Raw genomic sequence first — 22170 nt, 5'->3', positions numbered from 1 at the left:
TGGGGATATGACCGCTGCCTCCGCTGTGCGAGACATCCCCTTCACCACTGCCGACGGCCACGAGGCGACCCTCGCGTCGTACGGCGACGGCGTCGCTCTCGTCGTCAATGTCGCCTCCAAGTGCGGTCTGGCTCCCCAGTACGAGCAGCTCGAGCAGCTGCAGCGCACCTACGGCGATCGCGGGCTGACGGTCGTCGGCTTCCCGTGCAATCAGTTCCTGGGCCAGGAGCCCGGCTCGATGGAGCAGATCCTCGACTACTGCGCCACCACGTGGGGCGTGAGCTTCCCCGTCAACGACAAGATCAAGGTGAACGGCCGCGGCGCCGCGCCCCTCTATGCGGCGCTGAAGACGGCGAAGGACGGCAACGGCAAGGCGGGGGCGGTGAAGTGGAACTTCGAGAAGTTCCTCGTCACACCGGATGGAAGCGTGCACCGCTTCCGCCCCACCACCTCACCCGACGACCCGGAGATCCTGCGCCTGATCGAGCAGCATCTGACCTCCTGACGGCGACCCGCGGGTTCTCAGACCGATCGACGACGACCTCCGCCGTCCGCTCGCTCGCGATCTGCTTCAGGATCTGTCCGAAGGCCTCCGGCGGCTGTGCGCCGCTGACGCCGTAGGCACCGTCGATGACGAAGAAGGGCACCCCGGTGATGCCGTAGGCGCTCGCCTGCGCCTGATCCGCTCGAACCGCCTCCAGGTAGACCTCGTGCTCGAGTGCGTGTCGCACCTCGTCCGCATCGAGACCGACCTCCGCCGCGAGGGCCACCAGCTCGTCGGCGCGGCCGAGGTGACGACCCTCGGTGAAGTAGGCGGCCATCAGTCGCTCGCTCATCTCGTGCTGAAGCCCGCGCTCCTTGGCCAGGTGAAGCAGCTGGTGAGCCTTCACGGTGTTGGTGTGACGCAGCAGATCGAAGCGGTACTCGAGGCCGGCGTCGGCGGCCACACCGCTGACACGATCGAGCATCTGCTGAGCGGACGCCGCGTCGACTCCCTTGTGCGCGGCCAGATACTCCGCTTCTCCGCCGTCGAAGTCGACGGGCGTCTCCGGCGCCAGTTCGAAGGAGTGGAAGGTGACACGCACGTCGGGGACGCCCTCGCCGCGAGAGGCGATCGCCTTCTCGAGGTTCCGCTTTCCGATGTAGCACCAGGGGCAGGCGATGTCCGACCAGACGTCGATCGCGATGGCATCCGTCATGCCGGAGGCAACATCCTCACGCCCTGCCGTATTCCGTCGCGGCCATCAGACGGCCTCATCGGGCGTGTCGACGGCGGCCCCGAATCGTCGCTCCCGGCCGAGGTACAGGTCGATCGCCCGCCACAGATCCTTCCTGCCGAAGTCGGGCCAGAGGGTGTCAAGGAAGACGAACTCCGCGTACGCGCTCTCCCACAGCAGGAAGTTGGAGGTGCGCTGCTCGCCGCTGGAACGCACGAAGAGGTCGACGTCGGGCATGTCCGGCTGGTACAGCCGTCGCGCGATGAGCTTCTCGGACACGGCGCGAGGCTTCAGTCGACCCGCCGCGACATCGTCGGCGATGCCGCGCATCGCGTCGACGAGCTCGACGCGCCCGCCGTAGTTGACGCACATGGTCAGCGTGAGCACGTCGTTGCCCGCGGTGAGCCGCTCGGCGTACTGCAGCTCCGAAACGACCGAGGACCACAGGCGGGGCTTGCGTCCGGCCCACCGCACGCGCACGCCCCACTCGTTGAGCTGATCACGACGACGGTGCAGCACGTCGCGGTTGAATCCCATGAGGAAGCGGACTTCGTCGGGAGAGCGCGACCAGTTCTCCGTTGAGAACGCGTACACCGACAGGTGGCGGACGCCCGCCTGGATGGCGCCGGCGACGACGTCCAGCAGCGCCGCCTCGCCCGCCTTGTGTCCTTCCACGCGCGTGAGGCCGCGCCGATTGGCCCACCGTCCGTTCCCGTCCATGACGATGGCCACGTGGGAGGGCGCGGCGCCCGGCGGGAACGCGGGCGGGTACTCGCCCGTCCAGTCGACGGGACGGTAGGGAACGGCGTCGCGATGAGTGTACGGCTTGGGGCTCACGGGCGGCTTTCGACGTGGGACAGGGATCGGATGCCGCGCTCGAGGTGCCACTGGGCGTAGGCGGCGATGAGACCGGACGCAGCGGTCGTGGCGGCGGCGGGGGCGGCGTCGACGGCGACCCAGTCTCCGCGGATGAGCGCACCGAGGTGGGAGACGGCCGCCGGATGCACCCGCGCGGCCCCGGTCGGCGCACACGCGGCGCACACCATGCCGCCGGATTGCGCGACGAATGCGTCGTGCGGACCCGGGGCGCCGCATCGGGCGCATTCTTCGAGTCCGGGCGCCCATCCCGACAACGCCATCGCCCGCAGCAGGTAGGAGTCGAGGATGTGTCGGGCGGAGTGCTCGCGCATCGACAGCGCCCGGAGTCCTCCGACCAGGAGCAGGTACTGCTGCGGGGTCGCCTCGGCTTCGTTCAGTCGGTCCGCCGCCTCGACCATCGCACTCGCCGACGTGTAGCTGTCGTAGTCGACGACGATGTCCGCCCCATAGGAGCCGAGCGATTCGGCCTGCTGCACGATGTCGAGCGAACGGCCCTGGTAGAGCTGCACGTCTGCGACCATGAACGGCTCCAGGCGCGATCCGAACCGCGATGACGTGCGCCGGACACCCTTGGCCACTGCGCGCACTTTGCCGTGGCGGCGGCTGAGCAGGGTGACGATGCGGTCCGCTTCTCCCAGTTTGTGGGTGCGCAGGACCACGACCTCGTCGCGATAGGTGGGCACCCCTCGATTATCCCGCGGTGCGCACCGACGGGCCGCGGACGGCGCGCGGACGGGTCGTGAAGAGACGGAACCCCGGCGGCTCACCACACCGTGTAGAGCAGGTGCTGCACCAGCAGCGCCCACACGAGCTGAGCAGCCAGGAGGCGGCGCCGCCACGGGGCCGGGACGAAGGCGAACGCGATGGTGAGCCACGGCACGAACGGCAGCCAGATCCGTTCCACCTCGGCCTTGCTCATCCCCGACAGATCGGCCAGCAGCACCATGAGGGCGCCAGCCACGATGAGCCACCGCACCGCGGATCGGCGGCGCACCTCCGGGGAAACGGTCGTCGCAGCGATCGCACCGCCCACCGCCGGGCCCGCGCAGATCGCGAGGGCCGCGAGATTGCCCCAGACCCAATACGCGTATGGCCGCTCGGAGGCGATGCCGTCGGCGTACCTCTCGGCGAGCACGGGATATGCCTCCCACAGGGCGAATCCGCCCGCCGCGAAGCCGAGCACGACGGCGGATGCGGTCGCTGCCGCGATCGGGAGCAGCACCCAGCGCCGCGTCGCGATGAGCACCGCCAGAGCGAGAATGCCGAGCAGCAGCATCCCGTACGACATCATGACGGTCGCGCCCAGCACGATCCCGGCGATCGCCGCCCAGGCGATCATCGCGGCCGTTCGGGGGCGCGACACGGCGACGGCGAGTGATGCGATGCCCCACGCACCGACCGTTGCGATCACGGCGTCGGCCGAGACGGCGAGGAACACGGCGGCCGGTGTGAAGACGAGGAAGGGCGCCGCCCTCCGCGCCACGGCCTCCGCGCCGAGGGCGCGCAGCGTCGTGAGCACCGCGGCAGGCAGCGTGGCGGCGACGAGCGTCACCACGATGCCGGCGGTGAAGTCGGAGCCGAGTCCGAGTCGCACCAGAGCGACGAAGAACAGAAGCATTCCCGGTGGGTGCCCGGCGACGTGGGTGACCCAGTTGTCGTCGGCGGCGTAGGGGATGCGCGAGACATACGTCGTCAGCAGCACGCCGATGTCGTCGACCTCGCGCGCGGTGCGCAGGTACTCGTACGGGTTCCCCAGCACACGGGAGATCCCCGTCGGACCGTCAACGAAGGCGAGCGCGAGCATCCAGGTGGCCGCCGCGAAGGCGGACGACGCGAGCAGCGCCCGCCACGAGAGGGTGAGCGCCCAGCGGTCTGCGAAACGCCACGCCAGAACGGCGATGAGCACCGCCACAGCGGTGGCCGCGCCCACGTGCGGCACCCACAGACCATGAAGCGGAGCGATCGCGCGATCATCCGCGGAGCGCGCCGCACGCGTGGCGACATCCCACCCCGTCGCGACGGGCACCGCCACGGCCGCGGCGATCAGAGAGAGGGCGACTCCGCTTCCGATCACCGTCGCGCGGCGGCGGATCGTGGCGGTTCGGACAGAGGGCATGCTCCGAGACTAGGCACTCCCCCGCCGTGCCCAGACCGCGCCGTCCGCGGTTCGTAAGGTGCATCTCCGCTGGCCCGTGCTTGGCTGAAGGCATGACAGGACTCACGGCGAGGGCCTCGGCGCGTCTCGAACGCGCCGTCGACGCGATGCGCGCCCGCACGTCGACCCCGCCGCGTCGCACGCGGACCACGGTGGTGCTGGGGCGCGCGCTCGGCGTGCTGGTGCTCGTGTGCTTCCTGACAGGCCTCTACAGCCACGTGCTGCAGAGCCCTCCCGCCTGGTTCCCGCTGTCGTCCCGCCCCGTCGGGCTGTACCGGGTGACCCAAGGGGCCCACGTGCTGGCCGGACTCGCGATGATCCCGGTCCTGCTCGGCAAGCTGTGGGCGGTGTACCCCCGGCTGTTCACGTGGCCTCCGGTCACCGGCCCCCTCTCCCTCCTCGAGCGCGCCTCCATCGGCCTGCTCGTGGGCTCGGCACTGGTCGAGGTCACGATCGGCGTCATGAACATCGCGCAGTGGTACGCGTTCGACTTCTCGTTCCGGCGCGTGCACTTCGTGCTCGCCTGGGTTCTCGTGGGAAGCGTCGTGCTCCACGTCGCGGTCAAGCTGCCCCTCATCGTCGGGTTCTGGCGGGCCCGGCCGGTCGACCCGGCCGCGGAGGATGCGCCGCCCCGGCGCACGTGGCCCGAACAGCTCCCGACCGACCCGGGCGAGGCACCGACCCAGACCGAAGCCGTCTCGCGTCGCGGCGCGCTGATCGCGGTCGGAGCGTCAGCCGGTGCGATCCTGCTCGGCACCGCCGGACAGACCATCGCGCCGCTCGCGCCGCTCGCGGTGCTGTCGCCTCGGCGCCCCGGGATCGGGCCGCAGGGACTCCCGATCAACCGCACCGCCGCAGAGGCAGGCGTCGAGCAGAGCGCTCGGGCGGAGGACTGGATGCTCGAGGTGGCCGGGGCGCGGTCCCGCATCCGACTCACGTGTGACCATCTCGCCGCGCTGCCGCAGACGACCGCAGACCTGCCGATCGCCTGCGTCGAAGGATGGAGCCAGACGGCGACCTGGACGGGAGTGCGCCTGCACGATCTGATGGACCTCGCCGGCGGTACGACAGGCACGGGTCTGCGGATCACGAGCCTCCAGGTGCGCGGAGCGTTCTCCCGCACGGCGATGCCGCAGGTCTACGTCGAGGACCCCCTGACCCTGGTCGCGCTCCGATTGCACGGCGACGAGCTCGACATCGATCACGGCTACCCGGCCCGGATCATCGCACCGGGTCGGCCGGGCGTCATGCAGACGAAGTGGCTGAGCAGCATCGAGGTGCTGCCGTGACGGCCGCGCGGCTCGCCATCGGCGCGTTCGGGCTCGCGCTGCTCGGGTACGCCGCCGTGCTGGGGCTGACGACCGTCGCGTCCGCTCAATACCCCGCGGTGATGTGGTGGGTCTTCGCGGCGATCGTGGTGCACGACGGGCTCATCGCACCGGTGGTGGTCGCGTTCGGCGTCATCGGGCGCGGCACCGCGCGTCGGATCGGGCCGATCGCGGCCGCCGTCGCACGTGCGGCGCTCGTGGCAGCCGCCTGCTGCTCGCTGGTGCTCATCCCCGGGCTCGTCGTGCGAGCGGTCGGAGCGCGCAACCCGACGATCCACGTCGTGGACTACCCGCTGGTGCTCGCCGGACTCTGGATCGCGGCGGTAGCCGTCGCCGGCGCCGCAGTCCTGGTCGGGCGCCGTCGCGGCACCGCCGCGGTGACGAAATGACGTGATCCGCTCCGCACGTGCGCAGCACCCGAGAAACCCGCATCCCGCGCAGCTCGCACGACGGTTCGCCACCCGGCGCGCGCCCACGGGAACGCATCGCTCTCCCTCCCCGCCGCATCCACGACGGTGAACAGCGATCGCTCGTCCAGGTCTCGGTCGGCGTCCGTCTCGACGACGATCCGCCCCTCCGGCGCGAGCAGCTCATGGCACCGCAGCAGAAGGGCTCGAGGGTCGCCGCCGATGCCGATGTTCCCGTCCATCAGCAAGACCGTGCGCCACCGTCCTTCGAGCGGCAGACGATCGAAGATCGAGCGCTCGAGCGCGGGTGTCCCTTCGGCACGCGCTCGCCGGACGGCCGCCGGTGACACGTCGATCCCCATGGCCGCCGACGAACGCTCCGCCGCCGCACGCACCATCCGGCCCGGGCCGCACCCGACGTCGAGTACCGGTCCCTCCGCCGCCCCGAGCGCGGCCAGGTCATCGCGATCGGCGGAGCCGCCGAGCGCGACGAAATTCCACTCCTCCGCGATCTCGCCGTTGGTGAGGCGTCGCAGCTGCAGCACGCCGTCCCGACCGCCTTCGAGCATGCGTGTGTACGGATCCGCGCCGCCGGCGGCGAACCGCGACCCGGGCACATCAGCCGACACGCGCCGCGCCCGCCTGGATGCCCTGCCACACCGCCGCGAAACGACCGCCGGGGGCGTCTTCCGCGACGCGACGCGCGTCGTCGGCGCGATCCACGTCGCGTACGACGGCGAGATCGCGCACGCGCAGCCCCGCCTGGGTGAGACGACGTCGCTGTTCGCGTCCCGTGGACGAGGTCGACATGCTCACCCCTCGGATGAGTGACCCATCCGGCTCACGCATCGCCAGGGCCCAGAATCCCCCGTCCTCGGCGGCCCCGAGGTAGCCGTCGACGTCGTCGGGCCACGACCGGACCGGCTCGGCGATATGCGCCCGTGTGAGCTGGGGGGTGTCCATGCCGATGAGCAGCAGGGGACCGTCAACGGCATCGAACAGATGCCCGAGGCGGGCATCGAGGTCACCCTCGGGCTGCGGCATGACCTCCAGATCACGATGCTCGTGCGCGACTCTGCCCGCGAAGAACAGGATGCGGCGCGCGACGGGGAGAGAGCGGACCAGGTCGATCGTGTCGTCGAGGCTCGCGCGCGCGAGGCGCGCCGCCTCCTCGGGCAGCAGGGGCGGCGTCAGCCGCGTCTTCACGCGCCCCGGCACGCACTCCTTGGCGACGATGGCGACCGTCAGATCGTTCATGAGACCTCCCGGAGAACGCGCGACATGTCCGAGATCGCGGTCGCGGTGCCGCGCACCGTGCCGGTCACCTTCGACACGCCCACGCGTGGTCGGTAGAGCACCGGTGTCTCGCCGATGCGCCAGCCGGCGGCGGCGGCACGCAGAACCGTCTCCAACGGATACCCGCTGCGGCGATCGCGGACGCCCAGTTCGAGCAAGGGCACCCGGTTCGCGGCGCGCATCGGGCCGAGGTCGCTCAGCGGCACGTGCGCTGCGGCGGAGATGCGGCGTGCGAGATAGCGGTTCGCCACACGCGCATGCCAGGGCCATGCCCCGCGGCCCTGCATGACACGCGACCCGAGCATCAGGTCGCGCTCGCCGCGGGCGACGGGGCCGACGACGTCGGGAAGCTGTCCGAGGTCGAAGGACGCATCGGCGTCGGCGAAGGCGACGATCGGCGCCTCTGCGGCGGCCAGTCCCGCGTGAACCGCCGATCCGTAGCCGCGCCGCGCTTCGTGGATGACGGTCGCGCCGGCTTCCGCCGCGACCTCCGCCGAACCGTCGCTCGATCCGTTGTCGACCACGATCGCGCGGTAGCCCTCCGGGAGGCGCGCGAGCACGTCCGGCAGGGCCGCCGCCTCGTCGAGGCACGGAAGCACGACATCGACACGAATCATGATCCGACGCTAGCCGCTCGCGCGGCCACGAGGGCCAACGGCGATCATTACGAAACACGGACGGCGGCGCGCACGCGACGCACGCAGGCGCCGGCGGGCGGGGACCGCCCGTAGGGTGATCACGTGAGCACGTCGCCGCACCGCAGTGGCGACCTCGAAGGTCGCCGCATCCTCGTCGTCGACGACGACCCCACCGTCGCCGAGGTCGCCGCAGCCTACCTGTCCGCCGCCGGCTTCGTCGTCGACGTCGCCGCGGACGGCGTCGAAGCCCTCGGGCGGCTCGAGACGCTCGCCCCCGATCTGGTCGTGCTCGATGTGATGCTGCCCGGAATGGACGGCATCGAGACCTGTCGTCGCATCCGAGCCGGCGGGGACACAGCCGTGCTCATGCTCACCGCCCGCACCGCGGCGGACGACCGCATCGTCGGGCTCGAGGCCGGCGCCGACGATTACCTCACGAAGCCCTTCTCACCCAGGGAGCTCGTGCTGCGGGCGCAGTCGGTGCTGCGCCGCACGCTCGCCGAGGCGCGCCCGGAGGGGCCGGTCGTCTGCGGGGGGGGGTACCGCATCGACCCGGCCGCCCGCATCGCCACCCGCGACGGTGAGGAGCTGGCTCTGACCGCACGGGAATTCGATCTCCTCGAGTACCTCGCCCGCCGCCCGGGGCAGGTGTTCGATCGCCGGCGACTCCTCCAGGCGGTGTGGGGGTGGTCCTTCGGCGACCTGTCGACGGTCACCGTGCACGTGCGTCGCCTGCGGGAGAAGATCGAGCCCGACAGGTCCCGACCCCGCCATCTGGTCACCGTGTGGGGTGTCGGGTACCGCTTCGATCCGACCGGCGAACCCCCCGGAGAAGGAGGGGCATCGTGAGTGTTCCGGACCTGGTCGCCGTCGTGGCGATCACCTTGTCGATCAGTGTCGCGGCGGGGATCGTCGGTGTCGGCGTGCTGCTTCTGCTGCGCCGCACACCGCTGTACACACAGCTGGCCACCGCCCTGACGGTGGGGGTCGTGTCGGTCGTCGTGAGCATGATCGCCGTGGCGAACCTCATGTATCTGTCGCCCCACGACCTGGTGGTGGCCATCGCCGTCGCGATCGCGGCGGGCATGAGTTCGCTCCTCGTCGCGGTCACGCTCTGCGTCTGGGTCGCGGGCAACATCCGTGCGCTCTCCCGCGCCGCAGAACGCATCGGCAACGGCGAGGTCGTGGTCGCGTCGTCTCGGGCCGGGAGCGCCGAGTTCGCCCGCGTCGAGGAGGCTCTCGCGCACACGAGCGAGCAGCTGCGGCTCTCCCGCGAGCGCGAAGCCCGCGTCGAGGCGTCACGCCGGGAACTGGTCGCGTGGATCTCGCACGACCTGCGCACGCCGCTGGCGGGCATCCGGGCGATGGCCGAGGCACTGGAAGACGAGATGGTCGACGACCCGGGCAGGTACCACCGCCAGATGCGCTCCCAGGTGGATCTGCTCGCCTCCATGGTCGACGACCTCTTCGATCTCTCCCGGATCGACGCCGGTGCACTGCGCCTGCGGCTCGAGGACGTCGCGCTGCTCGATGTCGTCAGCGACGCCGTCGCCGATGTCCGTCCGGCTGCGGGCGACCGGGAGATCACGGTGGACGGCGACCTGCCGCGGGATCTGTCGGTGCGTGTGGACGCCGGCGAGCTCTCGCGAGCGGTCGCGAACCTGCTCATGAACGCCGTGCAGCACACCCCGTCGGGAACGCCCATCGCGGTGCGGGTCGAGCTGATCGAGGAGCGTCCGACCGTCTCCGTGATCGACCGCGGTCCCGGTATCGACGACGAGGACCTGCCGCGCCTGTTCGAAGCGGGATGGCGCGGCTCGCGCGCGCGAACTCCGCACACCGGGTCCGGAGCCGGCCCGGGAGCCGGGCTCGGGTTGGCCATCGTGCGAGGGATCGTCCACGCACACGACGGCGAGGTGGTCGCGACCAACGTCGCGGGAGGATGCCGCTTCGATATCCACCTGCCCGCGGCATCGGATCGCGCGACGGGCTGAGTGTCAGGCGCGCAACGGAGCGGTGGCGAATTCGCGCAGCCCGCGCCCCGGCTCCACCTGCGCTCGCCATCCCCATTCGGACGCGGCACGTTCGGCCGATGCGGTGATGTGGCGCACGTCGCCGAGACGGTACTCGCCGGTGACGATCGGCGCCGGGCCGGACGCCGCATCGCTGAGGAGGGCCGCCACCTCGCCGATGGTCACCACGTGTCCGCTCGCGACGTTGAACGCCCGGGCGACGCCGTCACCGGCATTCCCCACCCAGCCCACAGCGGCGAGATTCGCACCGGCGACGTCGTCGACATGGACGAAGTCCCGCCGCTGACCGCCGTCTTCGAAAACGCGAGGGGCCTCCCCGCGCTCGAGTGACGAGCGGAACAGCGACGCCACGCCCGCATACGGCGTGTCGCGCGGCATCCCCGGCCCGTAGACGTTGTGGTAGCGGAGCGCCGCGACGGTGCCGCCGGTCTCGCGCGCCCAGTTCCCCGCGAGATGCTCCTGGGCGAGCTTCGTCGTCGCGTAGACGTTCCGCGGGTCAACGGGCGTCTCTTCGTCGACCAGTCCGGGCAGCAGCAGTTCCCCCGTCACGGGGTCTCGGGGGTCGAAGACGCCGGCATCGAGGTCGGCACGCCGCCGCGCGGCGGGTGCGACCGCGTGGTCGGAGCCGGAGGAGGTGTAACGTCCTTCGCCATACACGACCATCGACGAGGCGAGCACGAGGCGCCCGACACGGGCACGCCGCATCGCCGCGAGAAGCTCCGCGGTGGCGAGGACATTGGAGGAGACGTAGTCGGGCGCATCCGCGAAATCGACGCCCAGTCCCACCTTCGCAGCCTGATGCGAGACGGCGTCGACCCCGCGCAGCGCACGGTCGAGCACCTCGGCGTCACGGACATCGCCGCGGATCACCTCGACATCGGGGTGGAGCACGGGCGTTCCCCCGTGCACGTCGTCACGGAAAGAGTCCAGGACGCGCACCTCGTCGCCTCGGGCTCGCGCCGCCTCGACGATGCGGGTGCCGATGAAGCCGGCGCCGCCCGTGATGAGAATCCGCATCAGGTGCGACCCGAGGCGGCGCGGCCGAGAACGTCAGCACGCGCTCCGTCATCGAGCAGCGCTCGTCCGGCATAGTCGGCGGGGATCGCGGCGATGGTGCCCTCGACCGCAGCGACGACACCGGGCAGGGCGGCGGCGAATCGCTCGTAGACGACGTCCGCGCTGACGGTCTCGTCGCCCTCCGACACGCCCGCATCCATGTCGGTCACCACGCAGAGCGTCACCGTGCCGATGCCGAGCTCGGCGGCGAGGGCGACCTCGGGGAAGAGGGTCATGTTGACCAGATGGGCGCCGTCGCCGCGCAGACTGAGGGACTCGGCCCGTGTGGAGAACCTCGGCCCCTCGATGACGGCGACCGTCGCTCCCGCGTGCGCGTCGGGGGCCGCGCTCGCGGCAGCCCGCCGCAGCACCGGGCAGAACGGATCCGCCAGCGGAAGATGACGCACCGGCTCGCCCGGCACGGTGCCGTCGAAGAAGGTGTCGGCACGGTGACGGGTGCGATCGAGCAGCTGGTCGGGTATGACCAGGGTCGCGGGCGGAAGCGCGGGGTCGAGCGATCCCACCGCGGCCGACGAGACGATGCCCCGCACGCCCAGCGACGCCAGCGCCCACGCGTTCGCCCGGGCAGGGATCGATCCGGGCGGCAGCGAATGCGCGCGACCGTGCCTGGGAAGGAACGCGACGCGCCGACCGGCGACCTCGCCGACCGCAACCGGTTCGCTGGTCGGACCGAACGGCGTGTCGACCACGATGGTCTCATCGAGATGGTCGAATGCCTTCTCCAACCCGGTGCCGCCGATGACCGCGAGCGTGATGGCCTCGCCCACGCTCGTCAGACCGCCGCCAGGTCGTGCGTGCGCGTGCGGGTTCTGATCGCCCGGTTGACCGCGGACACGATGGCCTTGAGGGATGCGGTCGAGATGTCGCCGTCGATCCCCACACCCCAGAGCCGGTCCCCGTCCACCTGAACCTCGACGTACGCCGCCGCCTGGGCGTCGCCGCCCGAGCTGAGCGCGTGCTCGACGTAGTCGTACAGCGTCACATGGATCCCCTCGGCGCGCAGCACCTCCAGGAACGCCGCCACCGGACCGTTGCCGACTCCTCGGGCCTCCACCTCGCGGTCGCCGTCGCGCAGCCGCACATCCAGCGCGACATCGCCGGTCATGTCGCTCTCGGTCCGCGTGGAGAGCAGCTCGAATCGGCCCCATCGCGCGTCGGCGTCATCGGTGGGAAGGTACTCGTCGGTGAAGACGTTCCAGATCTCGCCGCTCGTGAGCTCGCCGCCCTCGGCGTCTGTCTTGGCCTGCACGACACCCGAGAATTCGATCTGGAGCTTGCGCGGCAGATCGAGGGCGTGGTCGGACTTCAGAAGATACGCCACGCCGCCCTTGCCGGATTGCGAGTTGACCCGGATGACGGCCTCATAGGATCGGCCCAGATCCTTCGGGTCGATCGGCAGGTAGGGAACGGCCCACTCGATCTCGTCGGGCGAGACGCCCTCGTCGGCCGCGCGGGCGGCCATCGCATCGAAGCCCTTCTTGATGGCGTCCTGGTGCGAGCCGCTGAAAGCCGTGAAGACCAGGTCCCCCGCCCACGGGCTGCGCTCGTGCACGGGCAGCTGGTTGCAGTACTCGGCGGTGCGCTTGATCTGATCGATGTCGCTGAAGTCGATCTGCGGATCGATGCCCTGCGTGAGCAGATTGATCCCCAGGGCCACCAGATCGACATTGCCGGTGCGCTCGCCGTTGCCGAACAGACATCCTTCGATGCGGTCGGCGCCGGCCATGTACCCCAGTTCGGCGGCGGCGACGGCCGTGCCACGGTCGTTGTGCGGATGCAGCGACAGGATGACGTTCTCGCGGTGCGCCAGGTGGCGACTCATCCACTCGATCGAGTCGGCGTACACGTTGGGTGTCGCCATCTCGACCGTCGCGGGCAGATTGATGATGACCTTCCGGTCGGGGGTGGGCTCGAGGACCTCGATGACCTGGTTGCAGACGTCCACGGCGAAGTCGAGCTCGGTGCCGGTGTAGCTCTCCGGCGAGTACTCGTAGAACACCTGCGTGTCCGGAATCGTGCGCTCCATGCGTCGGCACAGCCTCGCCCCTTCGAGGGCGATGTCGATGATTCCCTGCCGATCGGTGCGGAACACGACCTCGCGCTGCAGCACGCTCGTCGAGTTGTAGAGGTGAACGATCGCCTGCTTCGCGCCGCGGATCGACTCGTAGGTGCGCTCGATGAGGTGCTCCCGCGCCTGGGTGAGCACCTGTATGGTGACGTCGTCGGGAATGAGATCCGTTTCGATCAGCTGCCGCACGAAATCGAAGTCGGTCTGGCTGGCCGAGGGGAATCCGACCTCGATCTCCTTGTAGCCCATCTTCACCAGCAGCTCGAACATGAGCCGTTTGCGCTCGGGGCTCATCGGATCGATGAGCGCCTGGTTGCCGTCGCGCAGGTCGACCGCGCACCAGCGCGGCGCTTGCGTGATCCGCCGGGCCGGCCAGGTGCGGTCGGGCAGGTCGACGGAGATCTGCTCGTGGAAGGGGCGGTACTTGTGCACCGGCATCCCGGAAGGCTTCTGCGTGTTCTTCATGGTCGCTTCTTCGTGTCGTCGGAGGATGGGGAAACCCCGGGGCCATGACGAGGCTCCGCGACGAGGAAGGCCCTTAGATCGAGGCCTCGTCGCGGCGGCTAAGAAGAAGGAGCCCGCCGAAGCGCATGACCCCAGGGTACACCCGGGCGCGCGGTGAGGTCACGTCAGAACCCGAGCCGACCCAGTTGCTTCGGATCGCGCTGCCACTCCTTGGCGACCTTGACGTGCAGCGACAGGTAGACGCGCGCGCCGATCAGGGCTTCGATCTGGCCCCGGGCAGCGGCTCCCACGTCTCGCAGGCGCGCCCCCTTGCGCCCGATGATGATCGCCTTCTGAGAGTCGCGCTCGACGACGACGTCGGCGTAGACATCGGTCAGATCCGAGTCCTCGCGCTCGGCGATCTCCTGCACGACCACCGCGATCGAATGCGGCAGTTCGTCGCGCACCCCCTCCAGCGAGCACTCCCGGATGATCTCGGCGACGCGGTCCTCGATCGCCTCATCGGTGACGACGCCCTCGGGGTACAGGGCCGGCCCCGGCGGCAGAAGCGCGAGGAGCTCGTCCGACAGCACGTCGAGCTGCCGGCCGGTGGACGCCGAGAGCGGGATCACGGCGTCCCAGTCCTCCCGCAGCCCGTCGACCTCGAGAAGCCGATCGGTGATCTGCGCACGCTCGGCGGCATCGGTCTTGGTGACGATGGCCACCTTCCGCGCCCTCGGATAGCCGTCGAGCGACTCGGCGATGCGCCGGTCACCGGGGCCCACCTTCTCGGTGGCGGGAACGCAGAACCCGATCACGTCGACATCGCCGAGCACCTGCTCCACCAGGTCGTTGAGCCGCTCGCCCAGGAGCGTGCGCGGCCGATGGATGCCGGGGGTGTCGACGATCACGAGCTGTCCGCCCGGACGATTGAGGATCCCGCGGATCGCGCGCCGGGTCGTCTGCGGCTTGTCGCTCGTGATCGCGACCTTCTCTCCGACGAGGGCGTTGGTGAGCGTCGACTTGCCGACGTTCGGTCGCCCGACGAAGGTGACGAATCCGGATCGTGTCGTTTCGGTCATGCGCCATCGCCTCTTCGGATGATCCGGATCTCGCCGGTGGATGTCTGAGGAACGGGGATCTCACCCGTGCGGGGTTCGGTCTTGTCGGACCGCGGCTTGTCCGACCGGGCGACGAAGACCGATGAGATGCCGCGCCCCCGTCCGCGCGAGGCACCGCCGGTGATCACGAGACCGCCGACCTCCACCGTCGAACCCGGTTGCGGCACGCGTCCGAGCGCCTTGCCCAGGAGGCCGCCGATCGAATCGACGTCCTCGTCCTCGAGCTCGAGATCGAACAGCTCGCCGACCTCGTCCAGCCCGAGCCGGGCGCTCACGCGGAATCGACCGTGCTCGAGCGGCGTGATCTCATCCGCTCGGGGGTCGTACTCGTCCGAGATGTCGCCGACCAGCTCCTCGATGATGTCCTCGAGGGTCACGAGCCCCGACACACCGCCGTACTCATCGACGACCATGCACACGTGCACACTGTCGCGCTTCATCTGCTGCAGGAGCGTCTCGGCCTTCATCGACTCCGGCACGAACACGGCGCGGCGGGCGATGCGCGCCACCGGGGTGTCGCGCCAGCCGGTCTCGTCGCGGAAGCCGAACTGCACGAGGTCCTTCAGGTACAGCACCCCCACGACGTCGTCGGCATCGTCGTCCATGAGCGGAATGCGCGACACGCCGCGGTCGAGGAAGATCGCCATCGCGTCGCGCGTGGTCGCGTCGGCGTCGACGGTCACCATGTCGGTGCGCGGCACCATGAGTTCGCGCACGTATCGGTCGGTGAAGTCGAAGACGGAGTGGATGAGCTCGCGATCGTCTTCTTCGATGAGGTCGCGCGAGGCCGCCTCGTCCACCATGCTGAGCAGCTGCTCTTCGGAGGCGAACGACGCACCGCGGGCCACACCGGGGGTCACCCGGTTGCCGAGGAGCACGAGACCGTGCGCGAGGGGACCGAGCATGATCCGCACGCCGCGCACGATCGGCGCTGCCCCGCGCAGGAGGCCCCGGGCGTGCTGCCGGCCGAAGTTCCTGGGGCTCGCACCGACCACGACGAAGGAGATGCCCGACATGAGCACGGCCGCCGCGAGCGTCGCCCAGAAGAGGTTCTCGAACAGGAGGGTGAACGAGACGGTCACCAGCACCGCCGCGGTCGTGTCCACGACGACGCGGATGAAGGCGACGGCGGTGGAATGCGCGTCCGGGTCGGCTGCGATGCGCCGGAGCGCGACGGTGCTGCGACCGTCTTCGCCGAGCTCCTCGAGGTCGGCGCGGGAGGTGACGCTCAGGGCGGCGTCGACGGCGGCCATGAGCCCGCCGAACGCCAGCAGCAGAACCGCCGCGATGAGAAGGAGTGCCTCGGTCATGCGCGGCGGCGACGCTCGGCCGCCTGGAACGACGCGATGAGGTCGCGCTGCAGGCCGAACATCTCCCGCTCCTCGTCGGGCTCGGCGTGATCGAACCCCAGCAGGTGCAGCAGGCCGTGCGTGGTCAGCATGACGATCTCGTCCATCGTCGAGTGCTTCGCGGCGATCGCCTGCGTCTCGGCGACCTGGGGGCACAGCACGATGTCGCCCAGGAGCCCCGCCGGTGTGGGTGCGTCTTCGGTGCCCGGGCGCAGCTCGTCCATCGGGAAGCTCAGCACGTCCGTCGGTCCGGGCTCATCCATCCACTGCACATGCAGCGCCTCCATCGCCCCCTCGTCCACGAGGAGGATCGCCAGATCCGCGTCGGGACTGACCCGGAGCTCGGCGAGGTCGTGCTCCATGAGACGCAGCAGAACGGTCTCGTCGATCGCGACGCCCGATTCGTTCGTGATCTCGATGGTCATGAGCGTCCTCGTTTCGGAAGGTGGTCGCGCGGCCTGCTGGGCCGGTCCGCGGCGCGGCGCTCCGCCCGGTTGGCGAACTCGGTGGCCTCGTCGCGCTCGCGCCGCGCGGCGAGCCGCCTCTCGTCGTACTCGCTGTACGCGTCGACGATGCGCCCGACCAAGGTGTGGCGCACGACGTCCTCGCTGGTGAGGTGGGAGAAGTGGATGTCGTCCACGTCACCGAGGACGCGCGTGACCAGCCGCAGACCCGAGGCGCCCTGGGGCAGGTCGACCTGCGTGATGTCGCCGGTCACGACCATGCGGGTGCCGAAGCCGAGACGCGTGAGGAACATCTTCATCTGCTCGGGCGTGGTGTTCTGCGCCTCGTCGAGCACCACGAAGGAGTCGTTGAGCGTCCGTCCGCGCATGTACGCCAGCGGCGCCACCTCGATGGTGCCGGTCGCCATGAGCTTCGGCACGATCTCGGGATCCATCATCTCGTTCAGGGCGTCGTACAGCGGGCGCAGATACGGATCGATCTTGTCCGTCAGGGTGCCGGGGAGGAACCCCAGTCGCTCCCCCGCCTCGACCGCGGGCCGCGTGAGGATGATGCGGCTGACCTCCTTGCGGTGAAGCGCCTGCACGGCCTTCGCCATCGCCAGGTAGGTCTTGCCGGTTCCGGCCGGGCCGATGCCGAAGACGATCGTGTTCTCGTCGATGGCGTCGACATAGGCCTTCTGCCCGAGGGTCTTCGGGCGGATCACCTTCCCCCGCGACGACAGGATCTGCTCGCCGAGCACCTCGGACGGTCGCATGCCGCCGTCGGCGCGAAGGATGCGGCTGCTCGAGGACACGTCGGTCGGTGCCATGTCGTGGCCGGCTCTGGTCATGGCGAGGAGCTCGTCGACGAGCGTGCGCGCCGACGCGACGGCGCCGGCTCCGCCCGTGAGCGTGATCTCGTTGCCGCGCACGTGCACATCCACCTCCGGGTGCTCGCGCTCGACGACTCGCAGCAGACGGTCCTGCGGGCCGAGAAGCTGCACCATCGCGACGCCGTCCGCGTAGACGCGGTCGACGGTGGGTTCCTGATCAGGCACCGAGGGTCTTCTCCTCCAACTGTCCGGCGAGCACATGGGCGTGCACGTGGAAGACGGTCTGCCCGGCGGCAGCGCCGGTGTTGAACACGAGACGGAACTGGCCGTCCGCGTGCTCGTCGGCGACCGTGCGCGCCAGTCCGACCACCTCGGCGAGCAGTGCGGGGTCGCCTTCGGCCAGCTCGACGACATCGCGGTACCGCTCGGTCTTCGGGATCACGAGCAGGTGAACCGGCGCCTGCGGTGCGATGTCGCGGATCGCGAAGGCGTTGTCGGTCTGGGCGATGATCTCCGCGGGGATCTCGCCACGCAGGATGCGGGTGAAAACAGACGATTCCGTCATACCGCGAGTCTATCGGCGCCCGCCGCCGCCGCGGCGTGAGGTCCGGTCACCAGCGGTGCAGCGCCGCACTGGCCAGCGCGAGCGCCGCGGGTCCGGCGGTGGAGGTGCGCAGCACATTCTCCCCGAGTCGCACCGGCCGCGCTCCGGCCGAGCCCAGCCGATCGACCTCCTCGGGCGTCAGCCCGCCCTCCGGTCCGACGATCACGAGCACGTCGGTGGTGTCTTGCGGATCGAGGAAGACACCGGTGAGCGGGTCGGCGGCGTCGGGGACGAGCACGAGCAGTCGCGCGTGCTCCGCGCGCGCGGCGAGGTCGGCGGTCGACACCGGGGCGGTCACCTCGGGGATCCAGGCGCGATGCGCCTGCTTGGCCGCTTCCCGCACGATCGAGGACCATCGCGCACGGCCCTTCTCGATCTTCGCGCCCTGCCAGCGGGAGACGCTGCGCGAGGCCTGCCACGGGATGATCGCATCCGCACCGATCTCGGTGGCGGCCTGCACGGCGAGCTCGTCCCTGTCGCCCTTCGCGAGAGCCTGCACCAGCACGAGTCGAGGAGCGGCCGCGGGCACCGTCCGCCGGTGCGTGATGACGACGGCGACCCGCTGCGGCGAGGCCGCGGCGACCTCACCCGACAGCCATGCGCCGCGGCCGTCGCCGACGGTCACGGCCTCACCGACGCGCACCCGACGCACGACGGCGGCGTGATGCGCCTCGGGCCCCGTGAGCACGACCTCGTCACCGTCGAGCGCGGTGTCCCCGTCGACGACGAAGTGCAGCGGCATCGGTCAGCCGTTCCGGAGGCGGTCCCGCAGCCTCGCGAACAGGCCCTGGTGGAATTCCGCGAGCTTGGGCGCGGGCGCTTTCGTCCGCTTGGCGAAGTCCTCGATGAGCGCCCGCTCCTTGTGGTCCAGGCGGGTCGGGGTCACGACGTGCACTCCGACGCGGAGGTCGCCCCGCTGGCTGCCGCGCAACGGGGTGATGCCCCGCCCCTTGATGGTCAGGACATCGCCCGCCTGCACACCCGGCCGGATCTCCAGGTCGACCGTGCCGTCGAGTGACTCGATGGTCGTCGTCGTGCCGAGGATGGCATCGGGCATGGACACCTCCAACGTCGCCAGCAGGTCATCCCCCTCGCGGCTGAAGGTCTCGTGGTCCTTCACCGACACCTCGATGTAGAGGTCGCCGTTGGGGCCACCGGCCTGTCCCACCTCTCCCGAGCCGGGGAGCTGCAGCCGCAGGCCGGTCTCCACGCCCGCGGGGATGTCGAGGGACACGGTGCGACGTGCCCGAACCCGCCCCTGCCCCTGGCAGGTCGCGCACGGGTAGGGGATGGTCGTTCCGTAACCCTGGCACACCCGGCAGGGCGCGTTCGTCACGACATTGCCGAGCAGGCTCCGCACCTGCTGCTGGACGTGGCCCGAGCCGTGGCAGATGTCGCACGTGACCGGCTGCGTGTTCGGCTGGCAGCAGGAGCCGTCGCAGGTCTCGCACAGCACCGCTGTGTCGACCTCGATGTCGCGGTGGACGCCGAACACGACGTCGCCGAGATCGAGCGTGACGCGCACGAGCGCATCCTGTCCCCGCTCACGGCGGGAGCGGGGACGCGGACCCCGCGAGCCGCCGCCCCCGGCGGCACCGAAGAAGGTCTCGAAGATGTCGCCGAAGGAGCCGAATCCGGCGGCGCCACCACCGCCGAACGGCGAGTCGCCGCCCATGTCGTAGCGTGCTCGCTGATCGGGATCGCTCAGCACGTCGTACGCGTGCGTCACCGACTTGAACCGCTCGGCGGCGTCATCCCCCGGGTTCACGTCGGGGTGCAGCTCCCGCGCCAATCGCCGGTAGGCCTTCTTGATCTCGTCGGGGCTCGCGTCTCGCGAGACACCCAGCACTTCGTAGTGGTCAGCCACGTTCGCCTTCCCACCCGTGTCGCCACGGGATCGTCTGTGTTCGAGCGCCTCAGCGGGCGCCTTCGTCTTCTTCGAGCAGCCGCGACAGGTAGCGCGCCACCGCGCGCACCGATGCGAGGTTGCTCGGATAGTCCATGCGAGTCGGCCCGAGCACGCCGACACGCGCCCGGGCACCGGACGCGTCGTACTCGCCCGCGACGACCGACGCCTCCGCGAGACCGAAGGGCTCGTTCTCGCGTCCGATGCTCGCGGCGAGACCGTGCTCGTCGGCCACCATCTCCCCCATGAGGCGCATGAGCGTCACCTGCTCCTCGATCGCCTCGAGCAACGGATAGATGCTTCCGCGGAAATCCGACTCGCGCCGTGCGAGATTGGCCGTTCCCGCCATCACGAGTCTGTCCTGCCGGAATTCGTCGAGTTCCTCCGCGACGGTCATCGCGATCACGTCGATCACAGCGTCATCGGGCGAGCGGTGGTCGCCTCCAGCCGAAGCAAGGCGTTCGGCGATCGCGTGTGCACCGTCCCGGATGGGGCGGCCGACGATGAGATCGGCGATCGCCGCCCGCAGGCGCACGATCTCGTCCTCGGCGGGATCGCGCGGGAGGAAGACGAGCCGCTGCGACACGCGGCCGGTGTCGGTGACGATCACAACGAGCATGCGCCCCGCATCCAGCCCGACCAGCTCGATGTGGGACACATGCGCCTGGGCGAAGGAGGGATACTGCACGATGGCGACCTGGCCGGTCAGCTGGGTCAGCGCCCGGACCGTGCGCACCATGAGGTCGTCGAGATCTCCCGGCGCTTCGAGGAAGGCGGCGATGGCCGTCCGCTGCGCGGGCGAGAGCGGACGCACCTCGGCGAGGTGGTCGACGAAGACGCGATACCCCTTGTCGGTGGGTATCCGTCCGGACGAGGTGTGCGGTGCGGCGATGAGGTCCTCGTCCTCGAGCATCGCCATGTCGTTGCGGATCGTGGCCGCCGACACCCCGAAGGCGTGACGCTCCACGATGGACTTGCTGCCGACCGGCTCGCGCGTCTCGACGTAGTCCTGCACGATCGCGCGGAGGACTTCCAGTCCGCGTGCGCTGACCATGGATCCTCCCGCATACGTGTCCGGCGTGCACTGGCACTCGTCTCGAGTGAGTGCCAATTCTATCGCGCCGACCGCCGGAGCGCGCGTCGGGCCCGCCCGTCAGTCCGTGAGGGCGCGCACGACGGCGTCGGCGAGCAGCCGGCCGCGAAGGGTGAGCACGATCGTGCCGCCGATCGCGCTGGCCCCATCGATCAGGCCGTCGGCGATGAGCCCCGGCACCGCGCCGCGTCGGTCGCGGGGCACGAGCGCGATCGGGAGCCCCTCGCGGATACGCGAACGCAGCAGCACGGTCTCGAGGTCCCGCGAGGAACGGTCCGGTCGCTCGCGCCCGGCCGCGGGAGACGAACCCTCGCTCAGCCGCGCGGCGTATGCGGCGGGGTGCTTGACGTTCCACCAGCGGAGGCCGCCGATGTGGCTGTGCGCGCCGGGCCCGAACCCCCACCAGTCCGTACCCCGCCAATAGGCGAGGTTGTGCTTCGACCGGTCGGATTCCCGCCGTGCCCAGTTGGAGACTTCATACCACTCCAGGCCCGCCGCGGCGAAGGCCGTCTCGGCGGCCTCGTACATGTCCGCCTGCAGGTCGTCGTCGGGTGCCGGCACCTCGCCGCGCCGGATCTGGCGCGCGAGCTTGGTGCCGTCCTCGATGATCAGGGCGTAGGCGGAGATGTGGTCCGGCTCCAGGGCGACCGCCGCGTCGATCGAGCGCGACCAATCCGAGAGGCTCTCCCCCGGCGCGCCGTAGATCAGGTCGATGCTCACCCCCAAACCCGCGGCGCGCGCGGCAGCCACGGCCTGGCCGACGTTCTCCGGTCGGTGCGTGCGATCGAGAGCGGCGAGCACGTGCGGGACCGCAGACTGCATGCCGATCGACATGCGGGTGACGCCGGCGTCGGCGAGCTCGTCGACGACGGCGCGGGTGACCGTGTCGGGATTGGCCTCCACGGTCACCTCCGCGCCGTTCGCGATCCCGAAGGTGTCTCGGATCCCCTCGAGCATGCGAGCGAGGTCGCCGGCAGGCAGGAGGGTCGGGGTCCCGCCGCCGAAGAACACCGTCGACGCCTCCCGCAACGGCCCGCGATGGGCCAGAACCCGTCCTGCGAGCCGCACCTCGTCCAAGAGCGTGTCGGCGTACGCGTCCTGCCGCGCACCGCGCAGCTCCCCGGCCGTATAGGTGTTGAAATCGCAGTATCCGCAGCGCACGCGACAGAACGGCACGTGCAGATACGCGCCGAAGGCGGTCGCGCCGCCGAGGACGAGATCATCGGGCAGCATCCCGTCCGCGGGAGCGGGATCACCGAGAGGGAGCGCAGCGCCCATC

The 22170-nt window shown here is 70.4% G+C and carries 24 protein-coding genes; 5 read left to right on the top strand and 19 right to left on the bottom strand.

Annotated features, from left to right (window positions below; all coding sequences use genetic code 11):
- The first annotated feature begins 7 nt into the window (after positions 1-7).
- Entirely contained in the window at positions 8-505 is a 498-nt protein-coding gene (locus IM777_RS08480; protein WP_194385290.1) for a glutathione peroxidase, read from the top strand.
- Here IM777_RS08480 and IM777_RS08475 read toward each other — a convergent pair.
- The 4 genes from IM777_RS08475 to IM777_RS08460 all read right to left on the bottom strand — a co-directional run bounded on the left by IM777_RS08475 (position 411) and on the right by IM777_RS08460 (position 4212).
- A complete protein-coding gene (locus IM777_RS08475; protein WP_194385289.1) occupies positions 411-1199 on the bottom strand; it encodes a DsbA family oxidoreductase in 789 nt (262 codons plus the stop codon). The genes IM777_RS08480 and IM777_RS08475 overlap by 95 nt on opposite strands.
- A gap of 45 nt (positions 1200-1244) precedes the next feature.
- Positions 1245-2054, bottom strand: a complete 810-nt coding sequence (locus IM777_RS08470; RefSeq protein ID WP_194385288.1) for an isoprenyl transferase — start codon at positions 2052-2054, stop codon at positions 1245-1247.
- The gene (recO, locus tag IM777_RS08465) at positions 2051-2779 is read right to left on the bottom strand and encodes a DNA repair protein RecO (protein WP_194385287.1); all 729 of its coding nucleotides are present in this window, start codon (positions 2777-2779) and stop codon (positions 2051-2053) included. Before recO ends, IM777_RS08470 begins: the two co-directional genes overlap by 4 nt.
- Before the next feature lie 80 nt (positions 2780-2859).
- The gene (locus IM777_RS08460; RefSeq protein ID WP_194385286.1) at positions 2860-4212 is read right to left on the bottom strand and encodes a hypothetical protein; all 1353 of its coding nucleotides are present in this window, start codon (positions 4210-4212) and stop codon (positions 2860-2862) included.
- A gap of 92 nt (positions 4213-4304) precedes the next feature.
- Between IM777_RS08460 and IM777_RS08455 the strand changes: the two genes are divergently transcribed.
- Both IM777_RS08455 and IM777_RS08450 read left to right on the top strand, forming a co-directional pair.
- The gene (locus tag IM777_RS08455) at positions 4305-5540 is read left to right on the top strand and encodes a molybdopterin-dependent oxidoreductase (RefSeq protein WP_228481039.1); all 1236 of its coding nucleotides are present in this window, start codon (positions 4305-4307) and stop codon (positions 5538-5540) included.
- Complete coding sequence (locus IM777_RS08450; RefSeq protein WP_194385285.1) at positions 5537-5968, top strand: hypothetical protein; 432 nt, start codon at positions 5537-5539, stop codon at positions 5966-5968. Before IM777_RS08455 ends, IM777_RS08450 begins: the two co-directional genes overlap by 4 nt.
- Here the strand turns inward: IM777_RS08450 and IM777_RS08445 are convergent.
- From IM777_RS08445 to IM777_RS08435, 3 genes are read right to left on the bottom strand one after another with little or no spacing between them, the layout of a single operon-like run.
- A complete protein-coding gene (locus IM777_RS08445) occupies positions 5866-6615 on the bottom strand; it encodes a class I SAM-dependent methyltransferase (protein WP_194385284.1) in 750 nt (249 codons plus the stop codon). The genes IM777_RS08450 and IM777_RS08445 overlap by 103 nt on opposite strands.
- Positions 6605-7243, bottom strand: a complete 639-nt coding sequence (locus tag IM777_RS08440) for a TIGR04282 family arsenosugar biosynthesis glycosyltransferase (RefSeq protein ID WP_194385282.1) — start codon at positions 7241-7243, stop codon at positions 6605-6607. The genes IM777_RS08445 and IM777_RS08440 overlap by 11 nt, the downstream gene beginning before the upstream one ends.
- Complete coding sequence (locus IM777_RS08435; RefSeq protein WP_194385280.1) at positions 7240-7899, bottom strand: glycosyltransferase family 2 protein; 660 nt, start codon at positions 7897-7899, stop codon at positions 7240-7242. The genes IM777_RS08440 and IM777_RS08435 overlap by 4 nt, the downstream gene beginning before the upstream one ends.
- 123 nt (positions 7900-8022) lie before the next feature.
- Here IM777_RS08435 and IM777_RS08430 point away from each other — a divergent pair, with 123 nt between their 5' ends.
- Together IM777_RS08430 and IM777_RS08425 are read left to right on the top strand one after the other, a co-directional pair.
- Complete coding sequence (locus tag IM777_RS08430) at positions 8023-8769, top strand: response regulator transcription factor (RefSeq protein WP_194385279.1); 747 nt, start codon at positions 8023-8025, stop codon at positions 8767-8769.
- Positions 8766-9914, top strand: coding sequence for a sensor histidine kinase (locus tag IM777_RS08425; protein WP_228481036.1), 1149 nt, complete (start codon positions 8766-8768; stop codon positions 9912-9914). Before IM777_RS08430 ends, IM777_RS08425 begins: the two co-directional genes overlap by 4 nt.
- Before the next feature lie 3 nt (positions 9915-9917).
- Here the strand turns inward: IM777_RS08425 and IM777_RS08420 are convergent, their stop codons facing one another.
- The 12 genes from IM777_RS08420 to hemW form a co-directional block, all read right to left on the bottom strand.
- On the bottom strand, positions 9918-10970 hold the full coding sequence (locus tag IM777_RS08420; RefSeq protein ID WP_194385277.1) for an NAD-dependent epimerase/dehydratase family protein: 1053 nt from the start codon (positions 10968-10970) through the stop codon (positions 9918-9920).
- Positions 10970-11797, bottom strand: coding sequence for an MTAP family purine nucleoside phosphorylase (locus tag IM777_RS08415; protein WP_071045798.1), 828 nt, complete (start codon positions 11795-11797; stop codon positions 10970-10972). The genes IM777_RS08420 and IM777_RS08415 overlap by 1 nt, the downstream gene beginning before the upstream one ends.
- A gap of 5 nt (positions 11798-11802) precedes the next feature.
- Positions 11803-13563, bottom strand: a complete 1761-nt coding sequence (leuA, locus tag IM777_RS08410; protein WP_194385275.1) for a 2-isopropylmalate synthase — start codon at positions 13561-13563, stop codon at positions 11803-11805.
- A gap of 164 nt (positions 13564-13727) precedes the next feature.
- Positions 13728-14624: a GTPase Era gene (gene era, locus IM777_RS08405; RefSeq protein ID WP_194385273.1), complete on the bottom strand. Its 897-nt coding sequence runs from the start codon at positions 14622-14624 to the stop codon at positions 13728-13730.
- Positions 14621-15973 carry a hemolysin family protein gene (locus IM777_RS08400; RefSeq protein ID WP_071045792.1) on the bottom strand — a complete coding sequence of 451 codons (1353 nt, stop codon included), beginning with the start codon at positions 15971-15973 and terminating at the stop codon, positions 14621-14623. Before IM777_RS08400 ends, era begins: the two co-directional genes overlap by 4 nt.
- Positions 15970-16437 (bottom strand): rRNA maturation RNase YbeY, encoded by a 468-nt coding sequence (gene ybeY / locus IM777_RS08395; protein WP_194385272.1) that lies wholly within the window; start codon positions 16435-16437, stop codon positions 15970-15972. The genes IM777_RS08400 and ybeY overlap by 4 nt, the downstream gene beginning before the upstream one ends.
- The gene (locus IM777_RS08390; RefSeq protein ID WP_194385270.1) at positions 16434-17549 is read right to left on the bottom strand and encodes a PhoH family protein; all 1116 of its coding nucleotides are present in this window, start codon (positions 17547-17549) and stop codon (positions 16434-16436) included. The genes ybeY and IM777_RS08390 overlap by 4 nt, the downstream gene beginning before the upstream one ends.
- Positions 17506-17853 (bottom strand): HIT domain-containing protein, encoded by a 348-nt coding sequence (locus IM777_RS08385; RefSeq protein WP_194385269.1) that lies wholly within the window; start codon positions 17851-17853, stop codon positions 17506-17508. Before IM777_RS08385 ends, IM777_RS08390 begins: the two co-directional genes overlap by 44 nt.
- 46 nt (positions 17854-17899) lie before the next feature.
- Positions 17900-18634, bottom strand: coding sequence for a 16S rRNA (uracil(1498)-N(3))-methyltransferase (locus tag IM777_RS08380; RefSeq protein WP_194385268.1), 735 nt, complete (start codon positions 18632-18634; stop codon positions 17900-17902).
- A gap of 3 nt (positions 18635-18637) precedes the next feature.
- Positions 18638-19759 carry a molecular chaperone DnaJ gene (dnaJ, locus tag IM777_RS08375; protein ID WP_194385266.1) on the bottom strand — a complete coding sequence of 374 codons (1122 nt, stop codon included), beginning with the start codon at positions 19757-19759 and terminating at the stop codon, positions 18638-18640.
- Between the two features lie 49 nt (positions 19760-19808).
- Complete coding sequence (hrcA, locus tag IM777_RS08370; RefSeq protein WP_194385264.1) at positions 19809-20852, bottom strand: heat-inducible transcriptional repressor HrcA; 1044 nt, start codon at positions 20850-20852, stop codon at positions 19809-19811.
- Between the two features lie 99 nt (positions 20853-20951).
- Entirely contained in the window at positions 20952-22169 is a 1218-nt protein-coding gene (gene hemW, locus IM777_RS08365; RefSeq protein WP_194385262.1) for a radical SAM family heme chaperone HemW, read from the bottom strand.
- Position 22170 lies beyond the last annotated feature (1 nt).

The sequence above is a fragment of the Microbacterium luteum genome, from assembly GCF_015277875.1.
GTDB lineage: Bacteria > Actinomycetota > Actinomycetes > Actinomycetales > Microbacteriaceae > Microbacterium > Microbacterium luteum.
The sequence above is the reverse complement of the archived record's forward strand: the minus strand, read 5'-3'. Positions and strand labels throughout refer to the sequence as shown.

Bases quoted from the DNA above. Each gene is read 5' to 3' on its own strand.
- IM777_RS08390 (WP_194385270.1), bottom strand. From the start codon at position 17,549: ATGTGCTCGCCGGACAGTTGGAGGAGAAGACCCTCGGTGCCTGATCAG.
- IM777_RS08435 (WP_194385280.1), bottom strand. From the start codon at position 7,899: ATGATTCGTGTCGATGTCGTGCTTCCGTGCCTCGACGAGGCGGCGGCC.
- IM777_RS08385 (WP_194385269.1), bottom strand. From the start codon at position 17,853: ATGACGGAATCGTCTGTTTTCACCCGCATCCTGCGTGGCGAGATCCCC.
- IM777_RS08480 (WP_194385290.1), top strand. From the start codon at position 8: ATGACCGCTGCCTCCGCTGTGCGAGACATCCCCTTCACCACTGCCGAC.
- IM777_RS08460 (WP_194385286.1), bottom strand. From the start codon at position 4,212: ATGCCCTCTGTCCGAACCGCCACGATCCGCCGCCGCGCGACGGTGATC.
- IM777_RS08400 (WP_071045792.1), bottom strand. From the start codon at position 15,973: ATGACCGAGGCACTCCTTCTCATCGCGGCGGTTCTGCTGCTGGCGTTC.
- IM777_RS08420 (WP_194385277.1), bottom strand. From the start codon at position 10,970: ATGCGGATTCTCATCACGGGCGGCGCCGGCTTCATCGGCACCCGCATC.
- ybeY (WP_194385272.1), bottom strand. From the start codon at position 16,437: ATGACCATCGAGATCACGAACGAATCGGGCGTCGCGATCGACGAGACC.
- IM777_RS08475 (WP_194385289.1), bottom strand. From the start codon at position 1,199: ATGACGGATGCCATCGCGATCGACGTCTGGTCGGACATCGCCTGCCCC.
- leuA (WP_194385275.1), bottom strand. From the start codon at position 13,563: ATGAAGAACACGCAGAAGCCTTCCGGGATGCCGGTGCACAAGTACCGC.
- IM777_RS08380 (WP_194385268.1), bottom strand. From the start codon at position 18,634: ATGCCGCTGCACTTCGTCGTCGACGGGGACACCGCGCTCGACGGTGAC.
- hemW (WP_194385262.1), bottom strand. From the start codon at position 22,169: ATGGGCGCTGCGCTCCCTCTCGGTGATCCCGCTCCCGCGGACGGGATG.
- era (WP_194385273.1), bottom strand. From the start codon at position 14,624: ATGACCGAAACGACACGATCCGGATTCGTCACCTTCGTCGGGCGACCG.
- IM777_RS08440 (WP_194385282.1), bottom strand. From the start codon at position 7,243: ATGAACGATCTGACGGTCGCCATCGTCGCCAAGGAGTGCGTGCCGGGG.
- hrcA (WP_194385264.1), bottom strand. From the start codon at position 20,852: ATGGTCAGCGCACGCGGACTGGAAGTCCTCCGCGCGATCGTGCAGGAC.
- IM777_RS08455 (WP_228481039.1), top strand. From the start codon at position 4,305: ATGACAGGACTCACGGCGAGGGCCTCGGCGCGTCTCGAACGCGCCGTC.